Raw genomic sequence first — 18,374 nt, 5'->3', positions numbered from 1 at the left:
GAAGGAGTTCCTTGTATGAAATAATCCAACGTGACAACGCATTTTCTTTCCCATAAGGTAAGAAAACATCTGAGCAAAGTCGGTAAAAGGAAATCAAATGAAATTTGAACAATTATTAAATCACTTTGATAGTGGTATTTGTGTAGAGCAATTACAAAAAGAATCACTTTTAGATTTAGCCTTACTTTTTGTGGGTGTGGATGGCGTTATTTCTGAGTCTGAATTGGCGGTTGTTAAAAAGTGGGCTGACACGTTAAGCTGGAATTCTGCGGTTAAGCTTGATGATTATATCTGCGATATGACTGGGAAATGTGTGTTGGCGGTAAAAAGCGACGATATTGAAGCATTTATTCAGCATAGGATGAAACATATTGTTGATAAGCCCATGCGTGAATTTGCTGTAAAACTGGCGCACAGAGTTATCAGCGCGGATGGGAAGATTGACAGCAATGAATTAGCTGCTATGTCGGTGCTTGAAGATCAGGTATAGCTGATCTTGATTGGCTTAAAATAAAAGTAAGGCCGACGCTTAAGGTGGTCGCATTAGATATAGAAAATAGCGAGCCAAACTGTTGGTTCATTGATTGCCGTATGCGTTACTTTATGTTTAGTGTGAGCCGCTATATTTAAATAGTCACCTTTACTAAGGGTTTTACTGGTGCCATCTTCAAACTCAATGGTGCCAGAGCCCTCTAGTACCATAACCCACTCATTTTCATGTTGGTCATACCAACCAACGTCAGGAGATGTTTGACCAAATGAAACGATCCGCTCTATACGAGTTTGTTTTGTGTTAATGATCGCTTCAAAGTGCTCTTGCGTTGTATCTTGAGGAAGTTGAGATAGAAAGTTATGCATGGTTAAGTATCGTTTTGTTAAAGTAGTTAAAGGTATCAGTCACTCAATATGTTGAGCAACTTATAATGGAGAATAATTTGTCTGAAGGGCGGTTGATTTAACCAATAATGTGCTAAATTTAAACAGTCGCTTAATTTACCTTGAGCAGGGTGCTTGAGGTTTGGTACTATGGTGGCAGACAAATTGGAGGCACTATGAATCATGTAAATGAAAATAACGTTATTACGAGTCGGTTTGTACGGGTAAATGGCGTTATGAAAAAAGTACAAGTAAATGGTGCTGATCATGCGTTTGAAGCTGCGCTAAAAGTAAGGAACGGGCGTAAAAAGCAAATAGAGCAGGAGCTTTTAGTACATGGTCTCGCAGGCTAATACCACCTCCCATCCACATTACAATCCAATTTTTGAAAGGTTAGTTATAGACTCCAGTGAAGACTCTAAATATAGACTCATTGGTATGCTTGCCTACGCAGATTACAAATTAGAAAAATATCAATGGAAAGAACAGTATCGGCAAGTTCATGGTGACGCCAGTGTGCCGCCAGAAGTCGTTGCAAACTTTTTATTAAATTATCACGATGCAAAATTAAAAAAGCTACTGAGCGATGCTGAAGCAACCTTTTTGTCATTTGCAGAACATTATGCAGAACAGCGTATTGATGATTTGTATGATGAGTTAAAAGACGACGCCGTTGCAAAAACTGTTAAAAGTGAAAGTGAAGCAATTCAACACGCAATTGGCCTTAACAGCGATGGCTGGGGCAGTGCAATTTTAAAAGGTGCCCTCGGTTCTGCATTGTTTGCGTTGATGGTGTTTGTATTCTCAGTATTATTCTCTGTCGCGAAGCCAAGCTCCAACTACGGTAAATTAATTCAATTCATTATTGGCGGAGAAGAGTACGTGATTTTACCTATGAACGACTGTCGACTGGTTGATTCTAAAAAAACGTGCCTTGAAAATTAGTATAAATAAATGCTATGAAGATAGTACAGCATAATCATATATGCTGTACGTGGGCTTTAATGTTTATTAACATTCACATGCCCAAAATGGTCCGCCGGTTTGAGACACTGGAGGTCTACATGCACGACGGCTGGCGCCACCAGCAATTTGTGGTGTAGCATCATTTGGTAGACTATTTTGTGTTGATAAGTTCTTTAGTGGTGCTTTTTTTAAATTAAGTTTCATATCATTTCCTTGAAAAATTTATTTATATTTTTTATTTCACATAGCTGTAATATTCAACAGCTGCACCATTATTAACAGTTTAAAACCCACTATTCAAGACATTTTTAAAAATAAGAATGTTGCTAAGAGAGAGTGACTTGTTTGTACTCCCTTAAGTATGGGGTGAATATATTGAGCAGCTTTTAAACTGTTTCACCTGCTAAGTTTGAGGAAGCGTACTATTCTGAGTTAAAAACTGTCTAGTAAAAGCTGGGAAGTCCAGATTGTTGTTGGCGCAGCTTTTTGGTTACTATTGAGCAGTGCGTGATTAATGAAGCTTTTAGTGCGGCGGGGGTCGTAACGCGTTCACCAAAGCTACGAGTGCTGTAAATTTCCTTTTTGCGCTGTTTTACTTCATCCCACGATAGGCACGTGTTGCCGTTTAGCTCTTCGATTGTGCGCTCTAGCACCACGCTAAATTGTTTGCGCATGTGTTTTGGGCTTTGCTTTGCTAAGTCTAATGCTGTATCAATCCCCATAATTGAGAGCTTTTTAGATAAGCGTTTACCCACACCCCATACGTCACCTACGCTCATGCGTGCGAGTATCGTTTTGCGGGATTGCTCGTCATGAATTGCAGCTACTCCTGTCGGCTGTAAACTTTTTTGCGGCGTGGTTGGCGGCTTTGGCTAGAGTGGGGGTAGGGCCAAAACCGACCCCAACGGGCAACTTAGTGCTGCGCCAAACAGTACGGCGTATAGTTCGTAATTTGAAGAGCGAATGATCACATCATTTTGCTCGAGTATTTGCCTTAATTTGAAGTAGGGCTCAAATTTTGGAATGCCTAGGGCTCTCGCTTCTGGTGATGCGGCAACAATGCAACCATCGTTATTTGAAAGCACGACGACAGGTTTTTTTACGAATTGTTGGATCAAATACCTTTTCAGCCGAGGCATAAAATGCAGTGGCATCAACTAGCGCATACATTTCGCAAGCTCTACGTTCTTCTTAAACAGCCTCACGGCACTTATCACCACACCTTCAAGTTGAAAAGTATCAGCCTCCGATATTGCTACTGGCGCGTAAATATGGGAGGCGGATAATAACCTTCTATTTGTTATGTCTATAATTTCACATACAAATTCGTTGTTATAATTTGCAATAATCACGTCGTATTGTTTTGGCTCAACCGAGCGGTCAACAATTAGAATATCACCGTCGAATATGCCAACACCTTGCATTGACTCACCCGATGCTAGGCCAATGAATGTGGCGTTTGGGTTGTTGATAATGAGCTGTTCTAGAGACAGACCAAGCCCTTTGTATTCAGATGCTGGGGACTCGAATCCAACAATACCCGCTTGCGCTTTAATAGGAATAACTTTCATACATGATAAATCATACTGTGCATAAACACAGTGTTATTGCGAGTTTGGGGTTGTGCAATGTTGGGATGATGGTGCTTACTTAATTAACATTTTGCATTCTTTTTGTTTACGCAGTGTGCTTAAATGAGGCAATTCAAATGTGATGGCTCATAAATTCAAGGAGATAAAGTGAAAGAGGAAGAGTCGAAAATTATCAGGGATATTGAAAAATGTCGGCCAAAGTCGCCTACGTATAGTGATAACCCATATTCAGAACACTCTGATGGGTTTGACTCATTTGAAAGACAAGTGACTCAGCGCATCAAGCGAATGAAGAACGTAAAGTGTGAGTCATATCCAATCGGTGAAGAACCTGATTACATTAAATATGGAGAGCTCAAAGGCAGTAAATTTGTAAAGGAAAAAAAGGCAGTTCACTCAAATAGCTATGCAGCGGCTAAGAATAAATAAGGGAGTAATGCGGTGTCATACACCCGAAAGGTTAAAAATCTTAAGGCAAAAAAGAAAAAGTTTGTGTATCAGAAAATTATGAGGTCACAAGGGTACCATGATCCAAATATTTTCGATCTAATCAAAAATACTTTCTGTTCAATGACGTTTATTGAAAAGCCAATAAGTGGTGGCGTTAAGTTTGTTGTTTCTTTTTTACATTGTATTGTTTTATTTATTACTTTACTGAGTGTTTATTCAGTTTATCTAGCATCAAAAGCAAACTTGATGAGTGAAGAGAATAGCCGTATTTCATTGGCATTCGATACTACCAAACCTGGCCAGCTGCGAAAAGATGCAATCCAATGGATGTTGGATGAGGGTATGGATATATCGAACTTGGTTTTTAATGACTTTGAAAGTCACAATATGCAAAGTTCAAAATTATACATCAATAAAATGAAAGGTATTCATAAAATATGGAATCTTATAATAGATGATAGCTCGCTAAGTTTTTACACCGTAAATACAGAGTTTAGTGATTTAATGATTAGGGATAGTAGTGTGGATTTTTTTTCTGAACGAGCTAGTGTTTCATTATCTTTATTAGAGGATAGTGAAGTTACTATTTCAGGAGCTAATAAGAATCCTGTCAATCATATTTCTATAGGTTGCTTGGTAAACTCAAAAGTTACAATTAAAGATTCATATAGATTTATTTTTATGATGACCGCTAGGGCACGGTCTGAATTTCGTGAAGGTATGTATAATTTTACTAAGCCAAATCATGAATGTGTAGGTGGTGGGAGCATGCATATAAGTGACTCATCTAGGGTGTCAATTAATGGTTCGCATATTAGTAGAGTGGTTATACTAGACTCAAAAAATATTAGAATCAATTTTGAACTGGGGTGGGAAGTTGAGCGTGATAAAGGCGGTAGAATTGATACTTATAATTTTAAAACAGTTTATTTTAGAAATGGAGATGATTCAAAAGTTTATACAAGCCGCCATGTTAATTTTGAGCTAGTGAACTCTCAAATAGTTGTTAATGGAGAGGTGTTTGATAAGTATAGTACGGAGGCATTTCCATTTCTATCAATTAAAAACTCTCAATTGAAGACCGATGAGATAAAAGGCACATCGCAAGTATCTCTTAGTGGGGATTTTGCGATTATAGAAGCCGATATAAATAAAATTGATTTAAATACTGAAAATGAAAATACTTTTGTTGGTATGTTAGTCATAAGGAATGGCACCTCAGAACTTTGTAAAAAAGTCGGCTTCACGGCGAAAGAATTAGGGGTGAGGTTAGATGATGTAACTTTTGTTGGCGATAAACCGTGTACATTTGGTATGAAAGTATCGGATGAAGCTTGGGAATTTTCTTCTAAAGAAATTAGCCATCAACATTTTATTGAAGGTATGACAATTAGCAGGGAGCGTTTATTGGCACAAATGAAAAAGTTATTTGATACTCAATTATGATTTATTTAATTGTTTGTTGCTTCATACATAAAGTAGTCATCATGTGTCGTATATGAACTGTAATTAATCGTTAAAGTGTTGGTAAGTATTTTTTAGGCTGACAACGATATGCGAATAACCGCTTTGCTTTCAGAAAGTGTTCTATATGATCAGGGGAAAAACTTAACAATTGCAGAAGTAAAGGATCGAAAAACTCCGTTATTACTTCGCTATAAAGCCGACCGAACTGGTAGTTGGCTGTTAGAGCTTAACCGTTACGGAAAAACAGCCCGACCAAAAATAGGCGATTGGCCGTTAGTTTCGGTCGCAGGCGCGAGAAAGCAGCTTGAAGGTTTGCTTTTAGCGATAGCCCAAAACAAAACCGCAAAATTAACCGCACTTGTAAATGTCGCAGAGGTATGCCCATGGTATATCGAGCGAGAGCAGCGCAATGCTTCAATCTCAAAGAAATATAAAACTGTGGTAATCCCCCCAAAAAATGAAACAGTTCATAAGTAGAATTTTCCATTAACTAAAATAGGAAAATTTACGATGAGAAAAAGTAAGTTCACCGAAACTCAAATTGTCAGCATGATCAAAGAAGCTGAATCAGGTATTTCAGTGCCTGAAATTTGCCGTAAACATGGCATCGGCCAAAGCACATTTTACAAATGGCGCTCAAAATATGGTGGTATGGAAGCATATGATGTTAAACGCCTTAAAGAACTTGAAGAAGAAAACCGTAAGCTAAAAGATATGTTTGCAACGCTAAGCTTAAAGCACTCGATGCTTGAGGATATCATTGCAAAAAAGCTGTAAAGACAAGTTGTAGACGCAGAGCTTGGGTTGAGCATTTGAGAACTCAATTAAACGTCAGCGTCGCATTTGCTTGTGAAGTGGCTGGACTAAGCCGCTCAGTTTTTTATTACAAACATAAACGGCAATCAGATGATGAGGTTATCGACGCATTGCTAGCATTGGCCGAACGTCACCAAAGATGGGGGCTGCCCAAACTATTTAAAAGGCTTCGCAACAAGGGTAAACCTTGGAATAAGAAGCGTGTTGAACGTGTTTAAAACATGCTTAAACTCAACTTAAGACGCAAAGGAAAACGCCGTGTACCAACGAGAACGCCAGAACCGTTAAGTGCCCCAGCAGAACATAGGTCAATGGACTTTATGAGTGATGCATTAAGCTATGGACATCGGTTCAGAACATTGAATGTACTCGATGACTTCAATCGACAAGCATTAGCGATTGAAGTTGATACCAGTTTAACGGCTGAGAGGGTAATTAGGACACTAAAACAGATCATTGCTTGGCGCGGTAAACCAAAACAAATTAGAGTAGATAATGGCCCAGAGTTTACTTCCACTATGCTTGAAACGTGGGCGATGGAAAACAGTATTAAGCTAGAGTTTATAAAACCTGGTAGCCCTTATCAAAAGGGCTTTGTGGAAAAGTTTAACCGAAGTTACCGCTAGATTTATACTTGTTTGAGTCACTACAAGAAGTACATGAAATCACAGATGAATGGTTAGATATTTATAATTATGAACGACCTCATGATTCACTTGGTGATATGACACCAATTGGTTATTTTGAGGCTGCATAAAATTCTACAAAAGAGCTGTACTAAATTGGGTGGAGTTACAGTGCCATTAGCTGTCTTCCTATATATCCCCCCCACAACACCAGAACTAAGCCAAAAAAAGAGAAAATAATTTTTGATAAATATTGTGCGATAAATGTGCGATATAGAGTTGGATGTCACTGACGCTTAGTGCGAAAAATATGAAGAGACAATGATGTAACTTATTGATTGAGGTAAGAAAAAATTGGTCGGTATGGCAGGATTTGAACCTGCGACCCCTGACACCCCATAAAGATTAACGTTAGGTCTAAGTAGAAATAAGTAGCTGTAAGTAGAACTGGGTTTATTGCTAACTTGTTATTATGTATAAATAAATTAAAGTAACTAGTTGAGGTTAGCTATAAGTAGGATTAAGTAGTTGAATATGGTTGATGCTACATATATGCTGCATGTAGTTTATTTTTATTCTTTTGGTGCTACATATGTCGATCGTGAAAATGTTATTAACCGATTCTTTACTAAGCTCAGTCCCTGAACCTATTAAACGAATAAATGACACAAAGTTAAGTGGTTTTCATGCCCGTGTAGGTAAAATGCAAAGTGATAAAAGACGTAAAATTGCACTTTATCTAAATTATCGTTTTGGTGGAGTTAAAGGCAAGCAACGAAATTACCTCCTCGGGTACTATGGAGAGTGCGATTTAAAAGATGTTAGAAAAGCAGTTGAAAGTCTTAAAGGTAGGATTGCATCAGGTGAAGACGTATACGCAACAAAACAACATGCATTAAAACAACAGTTCATTGATGATAACTCACCCACTATAGCTGTGCTTACAAATGAGTTTATTGAAAGAGACATAAAAGTTAATCGAAAAGGTATAGATCCAGTAATTAGAATGTTTGAAAAAGACATTTTGCCCTTTATTGGTAATTATAAACTTAAAGAAATAACTCGCCGTGAAATTTTCGAAAAAGTACTTGATCCAATAACTGATAGAGGTGCTAAAACGCAGGCGAATAAAACGCTATCTATCCTTAAGCAAATGTTTAATTTTGGTGTTGAGCGAGATTTAATACAAGGTAACCCCATAAGCACAGTTAAAAAGAAAAGCGTGGGGGGCCTCGAAAAATCTCGAACCAGAGCGCTTGAGTTTGAAGAGGTGGTGCAAGTATTTGAGCGCTTACCAAAGCTAGGTATAAGCCAGCAAATTATTTATGCATTGAAATGCATAACATTAACCGGTTGTAGACCTATTGAGGTCACAGGTGCTCAGTGGCAAGAGTTTGATTTTGAAAAAATGATATGGACAATCCCCGCTGAGCGCGTCAAGCAAAATAAAAATGGCGAAAGAATCCACAAAGTACCGATTACTCAAAACATGGTTATTTTGCTTGATGAGCTACGTGCAGCATTTGGTTACCTCAATTCTAAATATGTATTCCCGAGTACAACAACCAATAAATCAGGCCCAGGTGAACAACCGATTGACAGGCACTCACTGTCACGATCTATAAGTCGGAAGTTAGAGCAACTTGGAGTACCAAAGTTTGTGCCTCATGATTTACGGAGAACTGTATCGACAAGATTGGGTGGTGATGATATCGGGACAGACCCTATAGTAATTGAAAAAATACTTAATCATCAATTACAAGGGGTGCAGGGAGTTTATAATATGCAGGAATATATGGGAAAACGTCGAAAAGCTTTGGAAAAGTGGGGGAACAGGATTGCAAATATGTCGTAATTGATTGTTTTATTGAGCGAAAGTGGTAATGTTAGTCTTCTAATTAATGACACCTCTTATTTAGGCTTAAAATGGGAATAAAGCGTATTCAAATAAGAAATATTTTATCTTTTAAAGAAGTTGATATTTCTGGGCTTGAACAAGTTACATGTTTACTCGGTATAAATAATGCTGGTAAATCAAATTTGTTAAAAGCCATCAGTTTTTTCTATAAAGCTCTAGAAAGTGTTAGATGTATTCCCTTGGAATTGAATAGCAACTATGACTCATTTGGTCAGATTTCGATTACATTTGATACATTTCATATAAATAAGCTAGTTCACTCCCATAAAGCGAATAGCAACCACTATTTTTCAAAGGTTAGATCAGCATTGTTCCCAAGGAAAAAAGGAATTTGGTTCGGTTTTTATAACTCGGGAGAAAGGCCAAAGGAGTATGATGAACTAACTTTAACTTTAAATATTCGAAATGATGGCACCTATAACTTCGAAGATGGAACTAGTACACTCCGAGAAGTGATTTTAGATATATTCCCATTATTCGAAATTGATTCTAGACACTTGGAACTTCATGATTGGAATCACTTGTGGCAATTTTTAGGTAAACTACGCCCTTTTAATGCTGTTGACTTTCAAAGTCAGTTTGAGAGCTTTTTAGAAGAAAGTGAACTCGAAATTTATAGAAATAGAATAGATGAAATTAACAGGTTAAGCAGCACTAAACCTTATAAATACAGAGATAAGATAATAGCTTATCTAAAAGCTGGTTTGAAAGGCGATAAATTTGAGTTTGATGGATTCGACCTGAGACGAACCTCCGATGGAACAAATTCATACAATTATATTTTAACTGTTTTGAATCTTATTTCATCTTTATCAAAAAGGACATATCAAACCCCTATTATTTTTGTAGATGAACCTGAGATAGGATTGCATCCAAAAATGAGTGAAAAGCTAATCCATGAATTGCAATACAGCCTTGAACTGCTTTATACAAATAAAGAAGGTAAAAGGCTGAAAACTCCTAGACCAAAGCTAATATTATCGACCCATTCTCAAAATATTGTAAAACAAGTGATCAAAAGCTTTAATAACGAGCATAAGGTATTTCATTTTTACAAAGGTGCAGATTTCACGACGAGTGTGTCTTATGCAAAGTCTAAATTTAATGACTCGAACTTTCTTTGTAACTTTGGAGATAATGAAGCAAGATTATTTTTTAGCTCATTTATATTATTTGTTGAAGGTCAGACTGAAAAGGAAGTTTTTGAAAATAATAACTTGATTAGAAAGTTTCCATGGCTTTTAGGCGTGGATGTGTACAAAGCTAGTGATGAAAAAGTAAGTAAGAAAATAACGCCTGATTTTATAAATACAAAAATTCCATACAAGTTTCTTTTTGACGCAGATAAGGGGGTGAAGATTTATTATGATAAAAATTTAGGTGAAAATATCTTAAAGTTTGATCGTTATGGAAGCTCGTTAGACTTGAGGCCTCAATCAATAAAGAAAATAAAAGAGCACGCACATATGGCTTACTCTTTCAAAAGCTCTAATGAATTTAGTTTAGAAGCTGAAATTTATCGTTTGGCAAATGAAATAATTAACTTAGATAAAACTCCTATACCTATATGTCCGCTCAAATTAACTTGTGAAAATGCCACTTTCTTACCTAATTTGTTTAATGGTATAAATAAAATTCTTAGAGCCAAAAATACAATTGTGTTGAGTACGACAATTGAAGGTACATTGATAAATAGGAAGTCAATAGATTTATTTTTAGAGTGGTTACGAAATAAACGTTGTGTTGACGTCGATGAAATATGCATGAAGATACAAAAACCTTCTTTTCTGAATAAAAGTACACTTACTCAATACTTAAGAATTGCTTTCTTAGGTAAATCTGACTCTTTGTTGAAAAAGAAAAAATTTAAGAGGAATGATATATCAACTACTCTCGTTGATATTGAAGCTAAGAGGGCTATGTTATGGTTAGAAGATAAACTTAGCAGCTCCGACGGTATTAATAAGACAGATGGTTGGGTTTCTGACTTTTTAAATTATGCCATATTAGAACTCGAACATGCTTCTAAAGAAAGAGGATTGGAATTTGATAAGTTATTTAAAGTTTACTTCGAGGAGCTTTATGATACTATTTCTCAACTACGTTACGGTAGTTAGAAGGGGAAAGTTCGCTTTAAAAGGTTGTTACCTTTCAAGCCCTTATTTACTAGCTCCATGCGCCTAGTAGTTCGATTCTAAAATCCCACTAAAGTGGAACTTTGTAATTTGTACCGTAACGTAGCCTACTTATGAAATTATCCCAAAAAGAAATATTTAAAGCGCTTGAAGTCAAGTCAATTGAAGATATTAAAAAAATTAGCAGTGATTTTGCTTTTAAAAATGGGTTCTATATTCCAAGAAGCCCAGAATATAAAACTTCAAGCGAAAATTTAAATGTGCTCTTTTCAAAATTACCTTTAAGCTCTGTTGCCAAGGCATATCGAAAAAAACATTCCTACTTTGATTTTTTCAGGCCTCACTTAGATGGGGAGCACTTTCTCAGGTTAGATGTAAAAGCGTTCTTTAATTCAATAAAAAGAGAACAAATTGAAATCTTTTTAATTTCACACCTTAGGGGGAAGAACGCTTATGAGGTCAAGGTGCTAGCAAAAGCGATTTCCTTTTTTCTTACCGTTGAAGTTGATAAACAGAGGGTATTACCAATTGGTTTCCCCGCATCTCCCGCGATTGCTAATCTTGTTTTTAGACCCTTAGATATTGCTATAGAAAAGCTCTGCCATGAAAAGAAAATTATATATTCTAGGTATTCTGATGATTTTTTGTTTTCGAGTGCGAGTAATTCGATAATTCACTCTAACTGGTTCGAATCTCAAATCTCTTACATTATTAGTAAGCTAGATATGCGTTTAAATAATGGCAAAAGAATAACCACTTCAGGTGCGATCTCACTAAATGGGTATGTAATTTCAGGGGAAGAAAACAATAAAAAGCTTAGTTTTTCAAATCTAAGGCTCAAAACTTTAAAGAAGCTGATTCATTTTAAAAAAATTCGAAAGCTTTCAGATAAAATGATCGCAAAAAAACTATTCCAAGACAATCTAAAAAATTTGAATCTAAAGTATTCTGATGAAAAAAGTTTTATTGATAAGTTCTGTAGAGATCAAGTTATTAATAAATTAAGAGGTTATCGATCATATTTAATAAGCCTATTGAATTATGACAATCTCTACTCTTGTGTCGATAGTGCACATAGAAGGCATATATGTATTTTGATAGAAGATCTTAATTCAATAATTTTAAGTTATGATAGGGGGTAATATGGATGGTGAACGATTGCGTAGTTACTGGTCTAAAGAAGTAGAAACTCTTTTATTAACTTACAAACAGTTTGAAACTCTTATACCTGCAGATGGGCAGCAGGGGGCTGCTCATAAAGGTGAAGATGGGCGGTTTGTTGAAGACCTTTTGTCAGAATATTTAAATAAATTTCTTCCTAATGGTATTGAGCTCTTGACTGGATTTATTTTGCGCCCATCGGTTAAAACAGGAAGCGGGAAGGAACGTAAGGGTGACCAAGATGAACACTCATCTCAGTTGGATATTATTATTTATGATTCTTTAAATTTCCCCGTTTTTCAAAGGTTCGGTAATAGCGTTATAGTGCCTCCCGAAGGAGTGATTGGTATTATCTCAGTTAAAAAACATTTAAACGATAGTGATATCGCTAAAGAGTGTAAAGCCTTGTACCAATCTGCAAAATTGTGTAGATCTTTAAAGGGAAATAGTACGAACTCTAACTCTATTGTTCGAGGACCTTTCCTTGCACTTGTTTCTATGAAATCGAATATTCAAAAGGTAAATCCAGAAACCCTTGAATGGATTTTCAAGGGTATGAAGAAAGTGTATTCTGAGGGCGAACGTCCCAAATATGATCACCTATTAAACTATATCGGCTCGCTTTCTGACTGGAGTATCCATAAGAAAAAACCTAAGCAAAAAAATGGAGATCTTGCCGCAGAATTCATTGGCTATAATCATACCGAGGGAGAGCTACATCTCGGACTGCAATATCTTTTGAACGGAATATTATCTGTCTACTATGACGAAACTCGCAGAAACATCACAAGGCCCGGGTTTACTTCTTTTCCTGCTAAAAATATTGAAAAGTCGTTAGGAAGTATCATATGTGGTGCTGAGAGGTGAGCGTACTTGGCTTAGTTAAGATATACCTCAGTTATATCGGCCCTAAAATGCCCCATCTCCTGTGAAACGGTCGCTAAGGCCGTTTTATATTTAAAGCCTAACGCATGAAGCTCAACTATTCGCTCTTGGGCATAGCTATGCCTTAAACCGTGTGCGCCTGTAGAAAACAGCAAAGTGCGGTTAGAGGCTTTGGAAAATGAGTCTGACCATTTTTTACCCCCAGCTATATTGTAACGCTGAGAATAGTTAATTTCTCTGTCAATTACAGTGATTGGTTGAGCTAAACGTTTTTGCTCGAGCTGAGAGGAAAGGGTATTGGGAATAAGCACATGACGAATCAAGCCTCCTTTACCAACTACAGTGTAAAGTTCACCATCTCGGCCTTGCCATTTAGAGCCTAGAGTAGTTCGTATATCTGGACTTCGTTCATTAGCTTTGGCAAGTGTTAGTAGCTCATGAGCTCGAAGGCCGGCCGCATAAGCGATTTGTGTTGCGAGTTGATTTCTTTCTGTTTGCCTATGTGAAATAGCTTTAGCTTGTTCTCTAGTGTAAGCACGAGATCTCTTTATTTCATTTAAACACGATTTTACTCGGTAAAGAGGCTGTTTTGGTTGTAATTTGCCATTTAACTGCATCATGGCCTGTATTGCTTGGCGTTCCATATCTAAGGCTTTTTGGCCAACTATTTCAGCCCGGTAATCAAGATAAGTTCGAGCTTCTTCAATCGTCATAGATTGAATGCCATTTATACCGATATCCTTTGACCAGCTTGCTACTGTTTTAAGTGCCTGCATATAGTTTCTGGCAGTACCTAGAGACTTTATACGCTTTGTTTTAGTCAGCCCTTTGATAACGTTTTTGGCTTGTGTGCTGGCTTTGGCAAATTTAGGCATTTTTATCGAGCCACCGCTTAACAGTCGTCCATTGTACAACGATACCTCTCATGGTAAGCCAGCGTTGTAACTCAGCTTTAGTTGCACCCGCGTCATATAGCTTACAAAGTTGAGTGTGGTACTTATCAAGTTTTGATGGTTTATGACGTTTACGGGCACGTAGTTTGGTTTGCGCTTTTAATAAAGCGACTTCATTATTTGGGTTAAAAGTCATGCGTGTTCCTTGGTTGTAAGATTAACTGGCAACACAGTTGCTCAGCGGCACTAAAGCCTATTCGCCCCAGTTAAGCGCAAAAGCGCAAGGCTCGGACTGATCTCGCCTAAAATAAAAACCTCAGATACGTGGAAGCGGCAGCAACTAAGCGCCGAATTTGAAAAGCGCCATAAATGTGGCGCGGCATGACATAAATATAAAAACCGTGAGGGTCCTCACTATGTGTTGTCGGCAGCTGAGTAGCGCCGTTTTTCTTTAATGCCCAAAGGGCTAAATTAAGTTCAGGTTAGCCTTAAATAAGGCTGCTTTCAATCTGCAAATAAAAATCTGCGTATAAGCTCAGCAAAACCAAGCCCCCAGCTATGACGAGAGCGATTTATCGCTTCGACATAGCGGGGGGCGTAGCCCCTTTTAAAAGAGGAGGAAATTGCTCATGATGCCTCGGTTAAAAAGGCTTGGTTTTTAGCAAATTTGCAGGTGTACAAAAACTCGATTAGGTTTAAAACTGTGATTTTTTTGGAGCTATAAAAATGGGACCGTTGATAGCCAGTAACTTACTTGTTTTAGGTTTGGTTGTATTTTTTACGGTTTGGTTTCGTCGTGTGAATAGGAAGACGTAACCTCACGACAAAAGCAAATCGTGTATGTCTTTACTTGTCCTTTATGGTTGGAACACCATATTTCGACAGAATTGTAATAGCTTCGTGAGCTGTAAAACTCCCAGTTGGACTTGTTAATTTACCGTTGGCTTTGCCTGCTTTAAACACACCTTTATATCTGACTAATTTACCTTCATAAGTCTGAATAAAACCGGCTATCACTCATCAGATGACAGCATCAATTTTAGTAGGCTATAAATTAGCACGGTACTGGGTTATTTGTATCGCAAGTTCATCCTCTTCACAAAACAAAAAGGCAGTTGGCACATCTAAAACTTTAGCGAGTGCTTTGACTGTTTTAAAATCAGGCGAATGAACCCCTTTTTCATACTGGTTCATTCTTGCAGACGCTGAGAACTCGTCCATTCCTGCAAAAATACCTAACTGTTTTTGAGATAAACCTTTCCTCTTTCGTGCTTCTTTTAAGCGTTTTGGAAAGGGCGACTCGTCATTTGTTTTCATCGGGAATTAATTAATGCTTGAAAACTAAGAGTCTCTTAGCTTTAATGGTGTTCTGATACTCAGGAATCCTTAGTTTTAATGTGAGAGGTTAAACCATGTTTTTAAAAGCATTGAAAGCAACCGCGTTAATTGCGCTTGAAGTCATGATCGATGACGATAAAAAATCAGACCAAGACAAGTTTATTGATGAGCACAGTGATGGAATGGGTAACGTAAACTTTTGTGGTGACGAGTATACTGAGCAAGAAGCACGAGAAGCCGATGATAGGGGGGAGTTTTATTATTGATTTGCGAGGTTATTAGTGTCAATGTGGAGTTGGGTTTTTACAGAGTTGCATGCGATACGCAGCTTACAGCTGCGTATCGCTTTAATTAGAGGGCTTTTCTTAGATGCTTTGATATTCAACTTCTCTGACTTTGGTTGATTGTTCTAAGACAAAGAGTTGATTCAACAACAAAAACTCTCTTATATCATCATGAATGTTACTTTCTAGCTGTTGATGGGCGCGGCGATTACGAAAGGCCATAAATATGCTTGAGTACATATTTGCACGGCCAGTACTCTCACTGCCATCTAAATCATCCCAATATAACGGTGCATTCTCACCAGTAAATGCTTTTGAGAAGAGCTTTGCACCTGTTTCTTTAGTTAGCCCTGATTTCTCTTTAACCAAACGCTCTAGCAGCCTGTACCCTGTCATTAGTGCGTTATCAGGGTTTTCCTTGAATGATATCGCAACTTCAAGTAACCGCTTATCTATTAGAGAAAGTGGGATTTCTGCTGGAAAATCATCTATCCAAGAAGAGTTGTTATGGCGGTGGTCATAGATATATTCGTACCACTGCTGAGGTCTAATTGGTTCTTGAGCTACAAGCCACTCCAAATCTTGTAGTGTTAGAGCAGAGCTATTTATTCGCCTTATAAAGTCTCTGGAAACTCTATATTCATCAATGTCATCAGCGAAATTTCTGAGTAATGATAAAATATAGGCAAAAGATCGTGGCCCCTCACCCGAGTAGCCAGAAGTAAATCCTGATTTTATCGCAATATCTACGTCAACATCGACGTTCAGTAATAATGCATGACGACAGCTATGATCACTGCCGCAGGTTAATATTTTGACTGTATTGATTTTTCGGCCGAAATGAATCATCTCAACTACAGCATCAATACAGTTTTGTGAAATACCTGCGAGCCCTCGGTAATCGATGCCTGCCAAATGTGTTTTCATATTCCTTTATTCCTATTTATAACTAAGCAGTTAATAAACGCTTTACTTTTAACTAATCGTATCTTAGCCTAGATGTACTGGTTCAGACTAGTATCAAAAAAGGCGCTTCTAATTGGCTGCCTGTTACACGTAGTGAGGAAACTTAGGGCTTTTTGTAAAAAGCACAGTTGATACGTATTTAACAGGTTTGGTTTTTAGGAGGGTTCATGTCCGCATTTATTACCACAAAAGAAGCTGCAAGGTTTTTAAACTGTACACCGCAGCATTTGTACAATATCCGAAATAGACGCAAAGCTGCACTTAAGCAAGGTGATTCTGATCTTGCTAAAAAAGTTGCGCCAGAAGCAATAAAAATAGGTGGAAAGCTGCTTTTTGAAGAGTCTACTTTAGAGGCCTGGCTAAGAAAGTACGGCGAAGTTGCTTAGCTTGCGAATACGGCAGGCGTAAGCGACCAAACTATCCGCCTGCCGTGTTGAATATACTCCAACACGGATATTTTATGACAAATAATGCAGAACAGCTAGTTCCTGTTATGCCTTTGTGCGCACGAGAACAGCTAATTCAAAGGTTGTATAGAACCACACCACCAAGAACACTCTGCACTAATGACGATATAACAATGGGCCGTTACCGTTATGGTGAAATAGCTTTAGTTGAATATCTTCATGTTCAAGTGAACCCAAAAGCTATTCAATATTGGCTGATTTTTGATATAGATGATGAATCAGCATTTTCTTGGGAAGACAAATTACTACCCCCACCGAACATTATTATTAGCGGCCCATCTATATGTAAATTTGGCAGGGTAGGGGATCAAGGAGGTGCGCATCTGCTTTATGCTATTCAGGGCGTTACAACCGGCCTTAAAGGCAGGCGCAAACCTATCGCGTTTCTGAAGTATGTAAACCAAGCTATGCGAATCAAACTTGGAGCAGATGAGGGCTATACAGGACCTTTATGCAAAAACCCGCTTCATCCTCACTGGAAAACGACTTTCTTACATGCGCATGAATACAGCCTCAACGAATTAAATGACTTCCTACATAAGCCTACAAGGGAGTATGGTCATGGGTTTGACTGGGGGGCAGTTGCAAATTCCCGTAATTGTTATTTGTTTCACCAACTACGCTTCACTGCTTATAAAAGAGTTAACTACGCCAGAGAAAATTGGCGATTTGAAGACTGGCAAAAACATTTGTTTGGGGTTGCTGAAAGTTTGAATAACTTTGATGGTTTTGGCTTAGCAAAAGAATCTCCTCTGAAGTACAAAGAATTGCAGTCGATCACTCAAAGCGTAGCGTCTTGGACTTGGCAAAAATACTTTCCTAACCATAATCGAGGGGTAGCAGGAACATGGCTATATCAAATACCCATTCAATCCACTGCACTCGCTCAGCGTGAAGGGGCGCGGTATACCCATCAGAAAAGACGTGAAACATCTGAGGCGTTGATCAAACAAGCTCTCTGCAAGTTAAGCACTGAGGGTCAAAAGCTTACTCAGAAGAACATTGCAAACGAAACGGGACTCACTCGACAAACAGTAGCGAAGTATAATCACTTAATTAAAGATGTTAAGTATGCTTCCCTTCAGGGTATTAAGTGTTAAGGGATATAAACTTAGGGGAATAAACGTAGTATGTATGTAGCTTTAAAATGTAGAAGTAGAATAGGCTACATATATGCTACACCAAAATAAGATTAACTCAGTTGGAACGCTACATTTTAGAATGCTGTTAGAGTTAACTAATTGAATTGGAGGAGAAAAGATTGGTCGGTATGGCAGGATTTGAACCTGCGACCCCTGACACCCCATTTTGCAGTCTCTTCCTCGTTTAAATTCAATATATTCAAATGGTTAAAACCAACTAGAGCTATGTTTCATAGAGTTGAAACTTACATCAGAAGCAAAGTTTTGTATAAAAAAATCATGATGTTAAAAAAAGGAGTATTTGTTGAAATACTGTATAATAGGGCGTTTTTAAGAGTTGTGTTCGGCAGCGAGAAACGTTGTGCGCTGTCTTGTATCTGATTATAACAAGG

Annotated in this window: 20 protein-coding genes and 2 pseudogenes; 14 read left to right on the top strand and 8 right to left on the bottom strand. The window is 37.7% G+C overall.

Annotated elements, in window-relative coordinates:
* Positions 1-97 precede the first annotated feature (97 nt).
* Entirely contained in the window at positions 98-490 is a 393-nt protein-coding gene (locus PCIT_RS14160; RefSeq protein ID WP_010365068.1) for a tellurite resistance TerB family protein, read from the top strand.
* Positions 491-543: 53 nt separating this feature from the next.
* Here the strand turns inward: PCIT_RS14160 and PCIT_RS14155 are convergent, their stop codons facing one another.
* Positions 544-858: a cupin domain-containing protein gene (locus PCIT_RS14155; protein WP_010365070.1), complete on the bottom strand. Its 315-nt coding sequence runs from the start codon at positions 856-858 to the stop codon at positions 544-546.
* Between the two features lie 194 nt (positions 859-1,052).
* Here PCIT_RS14155 and PCIT_RS14150 point away from each other — a divergent pair, with 194 nt between their 5' ends.
* Together PCIT_RS14150 and PCIT_RS14145 are read left to right on the top strand one after the other, a co-directional pair.
* Positions 1,053-1,229 (top strand): hypothetical protein, encoded by a 177-nt coding sequence (locus tag PCIT_RS14150; RefSeq protein WP_157592869.1) that lies wholly within the window; start codon positions 1,053-1,055, stop codon positions 1,227-1,229.
* Positions 1,213-1,821, top strand: coding sequence for a hypothetical protein (locus PCIT_RS14145; RefSeq protein ID WP_010365072.1), 609 nt, complete (start codon positions 1,213-1,215; stop codon positions 1,819-1,821). The genes PCIT_RS14150 and PCIT_RS14145 overlap by 17 nt, the downstream gene beginning before the upstream one ends.
* A 66-nt stretch (positions 1,822-1,887) precedes the next feature.
* Here the strand turns inward: PCIT_RS14145 and PCIT_RS14140 are convergent, their stop codons facing one another.
* From PCIT_RS14140 to PCIT_RS14130, 3 genes and pseudogenes are all read right to left on the bottom strand, one after another.
* Positions 1,888-2,046 carry a hypothetical protein gene (locus PCIT_RS14140; protein WP_169727617.1) on the bottom strand — a complete coding sequence of 53 codons (159 nt, stop codon included), beginning with the start codon at positions 2,044-2,046 and terminating at the stop codon, positions 1,888-1,890.
* Between the two features lie 260 nt (positions 2,047-2,306).
* Positions 2,307-3,012 (bottom strand): annotated as a pseudogene (locus tag PCIT_RS14135) (Y-family DNA polymerase); the annotation flags it as partial.
* Entirely contained in the window at positions 3,000-3,413 is a 414-nt protein-coding gene (locus tag PCIT_RS14130) for a S24 family peptidase (RefSeq protein WP_010365074.1), read from the bottom strand. The gene PCIT_RS14130 and the pseudogene PCIT_RS14135, both read right to left, overlap by 13 nt.
* 168 nt (positions 3,414-3,581) lie before the next feature.
* Here PCIT_RS14130 and PCIT_RS14125 point away from each other — a divergent pair, with 168 nt between their 5' ends.
* The 8 genes and pseudogenes from PCIT_RS14125 to PCIT_RS14090 all read left to right on the top strand — a co-directional run bounded on the left by PCIT_RS14125 (position 3,582) and on the right by PCIT_RS14090 (position 12,874).
* Positions 3,582-3,863: a hypothetical protein gene (locus tag PCIT_RS14125; protein WP_010365075.1), complete on the top strand. Its 282-nt coding sequence runs from the start codon at positions 3,582-3,584 to the stop codon at positions 3,861-3,863.
* 12 nt (positions 3,864-3,875) lie between these two features.
* A complete protein-coding gene (locus PCIT_RS14120) occupies positions 3,876-5,330 on the top strand; it encodes a hypothetical protein (RefSeq protein ID WP_010365076.1) in 1,455 nt (484 codons plus the stop codon).
* Positions 5,331-5,438: 108 nt separating this feature from the next.
* The gene (locus tag PCIT_RS14115) at positions 5,439-5,828 is read left to right on the top strand and encodes an Arm DNA-binding domain-containing protein (RefSeq protein WP_010365077.1); all 390 of its coding nucleotides are present in this window, start codon (positions 5,439-5,441) and stop codon (positions 5,826-5,828) included.
* A 33-nt stretch (positions 5,829-5,861) separates the two neighbouring features.
* Positions 5,862-6,924 (top strand): annotated as a pseudogene (locus PCIT_RS14110) (IS3 family transposase).
* Positions 6,925-7,400: 476 nt separating this feature from the next.
* Complete coding sequence (locus tag PCIT_RS14105) at positions 7,401-8,648, top strand: tyrosine-type recombinase/integrase (protein ID WP_238348029.1); 1,248 nt, start codon at positions 7,401-7,403, stop codon at positions 8,646-8,648.
* 71 nt (positions 8,649-8,719) lie between these two features.
* A complete protein-coding gene (locus PCIT_RS14100) occupies positions 8,720-10,828 on the top strand; it encodes a retron Eco8 family effector endonuclease (protein WP_010365085.1) in 2,109 nt (702 codons plus the stop codon).
* Positions 10,829-10,959: 131 nt separating this feature from the next.
* The gene (locus tag PCIT_RS14095; RefSeq protein WP_010365087.1) at positions 10,960-11,988 is read left to right on the top strand and encodes a reverse transcriptase domain-containing protein; all 1,029 of its coding nucleotides are present in this window, start codon (positions 10,960-10,962) and stop codon (positions 11,986-11,988) included.
* A 1-nt stretch (position 11,989) separates the two neighbouring features.
* Complete coding sequence (locus PCIT_RS14090) at positions 11,990-12,874, top strand: DUF6602 domain-containing protein (protein ID WP_010365090.1); 885 nt, start codon at positions 11,990-11,992, stop codon at positions 12,872-12,874.
* A gap of 11 nt (positions 12,875-12,885) precedes the next feature.
* Here the strand turns inward: PCIT_RS14090 and PCIT_RS14085 are convergent, their stop codons facing one another.
* The 3 genes from PCIT_RS14085 to PCIT_RS14075 all read right to left on the bottom strand — a co-directional run bounded on the left by PCIT_RS14085 (position 12,886) and on the right by PCIT_RS14075 (position 15,102).
* Positions 12,886-13,767: a site-specific integrase gene (locus PCIT_RS14085; RefSeq protein WP_010365092.1), complete on the bottom strand. Its 882-nt coding sequence runs from the start codon at positions 13,765-13,767 to the stop codon at positions 12,886-12,888.
* Positions 13,760-13,981, bottom strand: coding sequence for a hypothetical protein (locus tag PCIT_RS14080; protein ID WP_010365093.1), 222 nt, complete (start codon positions 13,979-13,981; stop codon positions 13,760-13,762). Before PCIT_RS14080 ends, PCIT_RS14085 begins: the two co-directional genes overlap by 8 nt.
* Positions 13,982-14,832: 851 nt before the next feature.
* On the bottom strand, positions 14,833-15,102 hold the full coding sequence (locus PCIT_RS14075) for a helix-turn-helix domain-containing protein (protein WP_010365095.1): 270 nt from the start codon (positions 15,100-15,102) through the stop codon (positions 14,833-14,835).
* A gap of 95 nt (positions 15,103-15,197) precedes the next feature.
* Between PCIT_RS14075 and PCIT_RS14070 the strand changes: the two genes are divergently transcribed.
* Positions 15,198-15,389, top strand: coding sequence for a hypothetical protein (locus tag PCIT_RS14070; RefSeq protein ID WP_010365097.1), 192 nt, complete (start codon positions 15,198-15,200; stop codon positions 15,387-15,389).
* A gap of 99 nt (positions 15,390-15,488) precedes the next feature.
* Here the strand turns inward: PCIT_RS14070 and PCIT_RS14065 are convergent, their stop codons facing one another.
* On the bottom strand, positions 15,489-16,334 hold the full coding sequence (locus PCIT_RS14065; protein WP_010365099.1) for a TIGR02391 family protein: 846 nt from the start codon (positions 16,332-16,334) through the stop codon (positions 15,489-15,491).
* A 206-nt stretch (positions 16,335-16,540) separates the two neighbouring features.
* On the opposite strand from PCIT_RS14065, the gene PCIT_RS14060 reads away from it, so the two are divergent.
* Positions 16,541-16,759 (top strand): helix-turn-helix domain-containing protein, encoded by a 219-nt coding sequence (locus tag PCIT_RS14060; protein ID WP_010365101.1) that lies wholly within the window; start codon positions 16,541-16,543, stop codon positions 16,757-16,759.
* Between the two features lie 74 nt (positions 16,760-16,833).
* Positions 16,834-17,940, top strand: a complete 1,107-nt coding sequence (locus PCIT_RS14055; protein WP_010365103.1) for a replication initiation protein — start codon at positions 16,834-16,836, stop codon at positions 17,938-17,940.
* Positions 17,941-18,374: the final 434 nt, after the last annotated feature.

The sequence above is a fragment of the Pseudoalteromonas citrea genome, assembly GCF_000238375.3.
Taxonomy (GTDB): domain Bacteria; phylum Pseudomonadota; class Gammaproteobacteria; order Enterobacterales; family Alteromonadaceae; genus Pseudoalteromonas; species Pseudoalteromonas citrea.
Note: the sequence above shows the minus strand (reverse complement) of the source record. Positions and strands in the feature narration are given on the sequence as shown.

Bases quoted from the DNA above. Each gene is read 5' to 3' on its own strand.
- PCIT_RS14115 (WP_010365077.1), top strand. From the start codon at position 5,439: ATGCGAATAACCGCTTTGCTTTCAGAAAGTGTTCTATATGATCAGGGG.
- PCIT_RS14070 (WP_010365097.1), top strand. From the start codon at position 15,198: ATGTTTTTAAAAGCATTGAAAGCAACCGCGTTAATTGCGCTTGAAGTC.
- PCIT_RS14155 (WP_010365070.1), bottom strand. From the start codon at position 858: ATGCATAACTTTCTATCTCAACTTCCTCAAGATACAACGCAAGAGCAC.
- PCIT_RS14080 (WP_010365093.1), bottom strand. From the start codon at position 13,981: ATGACTTTTAACCCAAATAATGAAGTCGCTTTATTAAAAGCGCAAACC.
- PCIT_RS14160 (WP_010365068.1), top strand. From the start codon at position 98: ATGAAATTTGAACAATTATTAAATCACTTTGATAGTGGTATTTGTGTA.
- PCIT_RS14150 (WP_157592869.1), top strand. From the start codon at position 1,053: ATGAATCATGTAAATGAAAATAACGTTATTACGAGTCGGTTTGTACGG.
- PCIT_RS14095 (WP_010365087.1), top strand. From the start codon at position 10,960: ATGAAATTATCCCAAAAAGAAATATTTAAAGCGCTTGAAGTCAAGTCA.
- PCIT_RS14140 (WP_169727617.1), bottom strand. From the start codon at position 2,046: ATGAAACTTAATTTAAAAAAAGCACCACTAAAGAACTTATCAACACAA.
- PCIT_RS14060 (WP_010365101.1), top strand. From the start codon at position 16,541: ATGTCCGCATTTATTACCACAAAAGAAGCTGCAAGGTTTTTAAACTGT.
- PCIT_RS14105 (WP_238348029.1), top strand. From the start codon at position 7,401: ATGTTATTAACCGATTCTTTACTAAGCTCAGTCCCTGAACCTATTAAA.
- PCIT_RS14055 (WP_010365103.1), top strand. From the start codon at position 16,834: ATGACAAATAATGCAGAACAGCTAGTTCCTGTTATGCCTTTGTGCGCA.
- PCIT_RS14090 (WP_010365090.1), top strand. From the start codon at position 11,990: ATGGATGGTGAACGATTGCGTAGTTACTGGTCTAAAGAAGTAGAAACT.
- PCIT_RS14075 (WP_010365095.1), bottom strand. From the start codon at position 15,102: ATGAAAACAAATGACGAGTCGCCCTTTCCAAAACGCTTAAAAGAAGCA.
- PCIT_RS14130 (WP_010365074.1), bottom strand. From the start codon at position 3,413: ATGAAAGTTATTCCTATTAAAGCGCAAGCGGGTATTGTTGGATTCGAG.
- PCIT_RS14065 (WP_010365099.1), bottom strand. From the start codon at position 16,334: ATGAAAACACATTTGGCAGGCATCGATTACCGAGGGCTCGCAGGTATT.
- PCIT_RS14085 (WP_010365092.1), bottom strand. From the start codon at position 13,767: ATGCCTAAATTTGCCAAAGCCAGCACACAAGCCAAAAACGTTATCAAA.
- PCIT_RS14100 (WP_010365085.1), top strand. From the start codon at position 8,720: ATGGGAATAAAGCGTATTCAAATAAGAAATATTTTATCTTTTAAAGAA.
- PCIT_RS14145 (WP_010365072.1), top strand. From the start codon at position 1,213: ATGGTCTCGCAGGCTAATACCACCTCCCATCCACATTACAATCCAATT.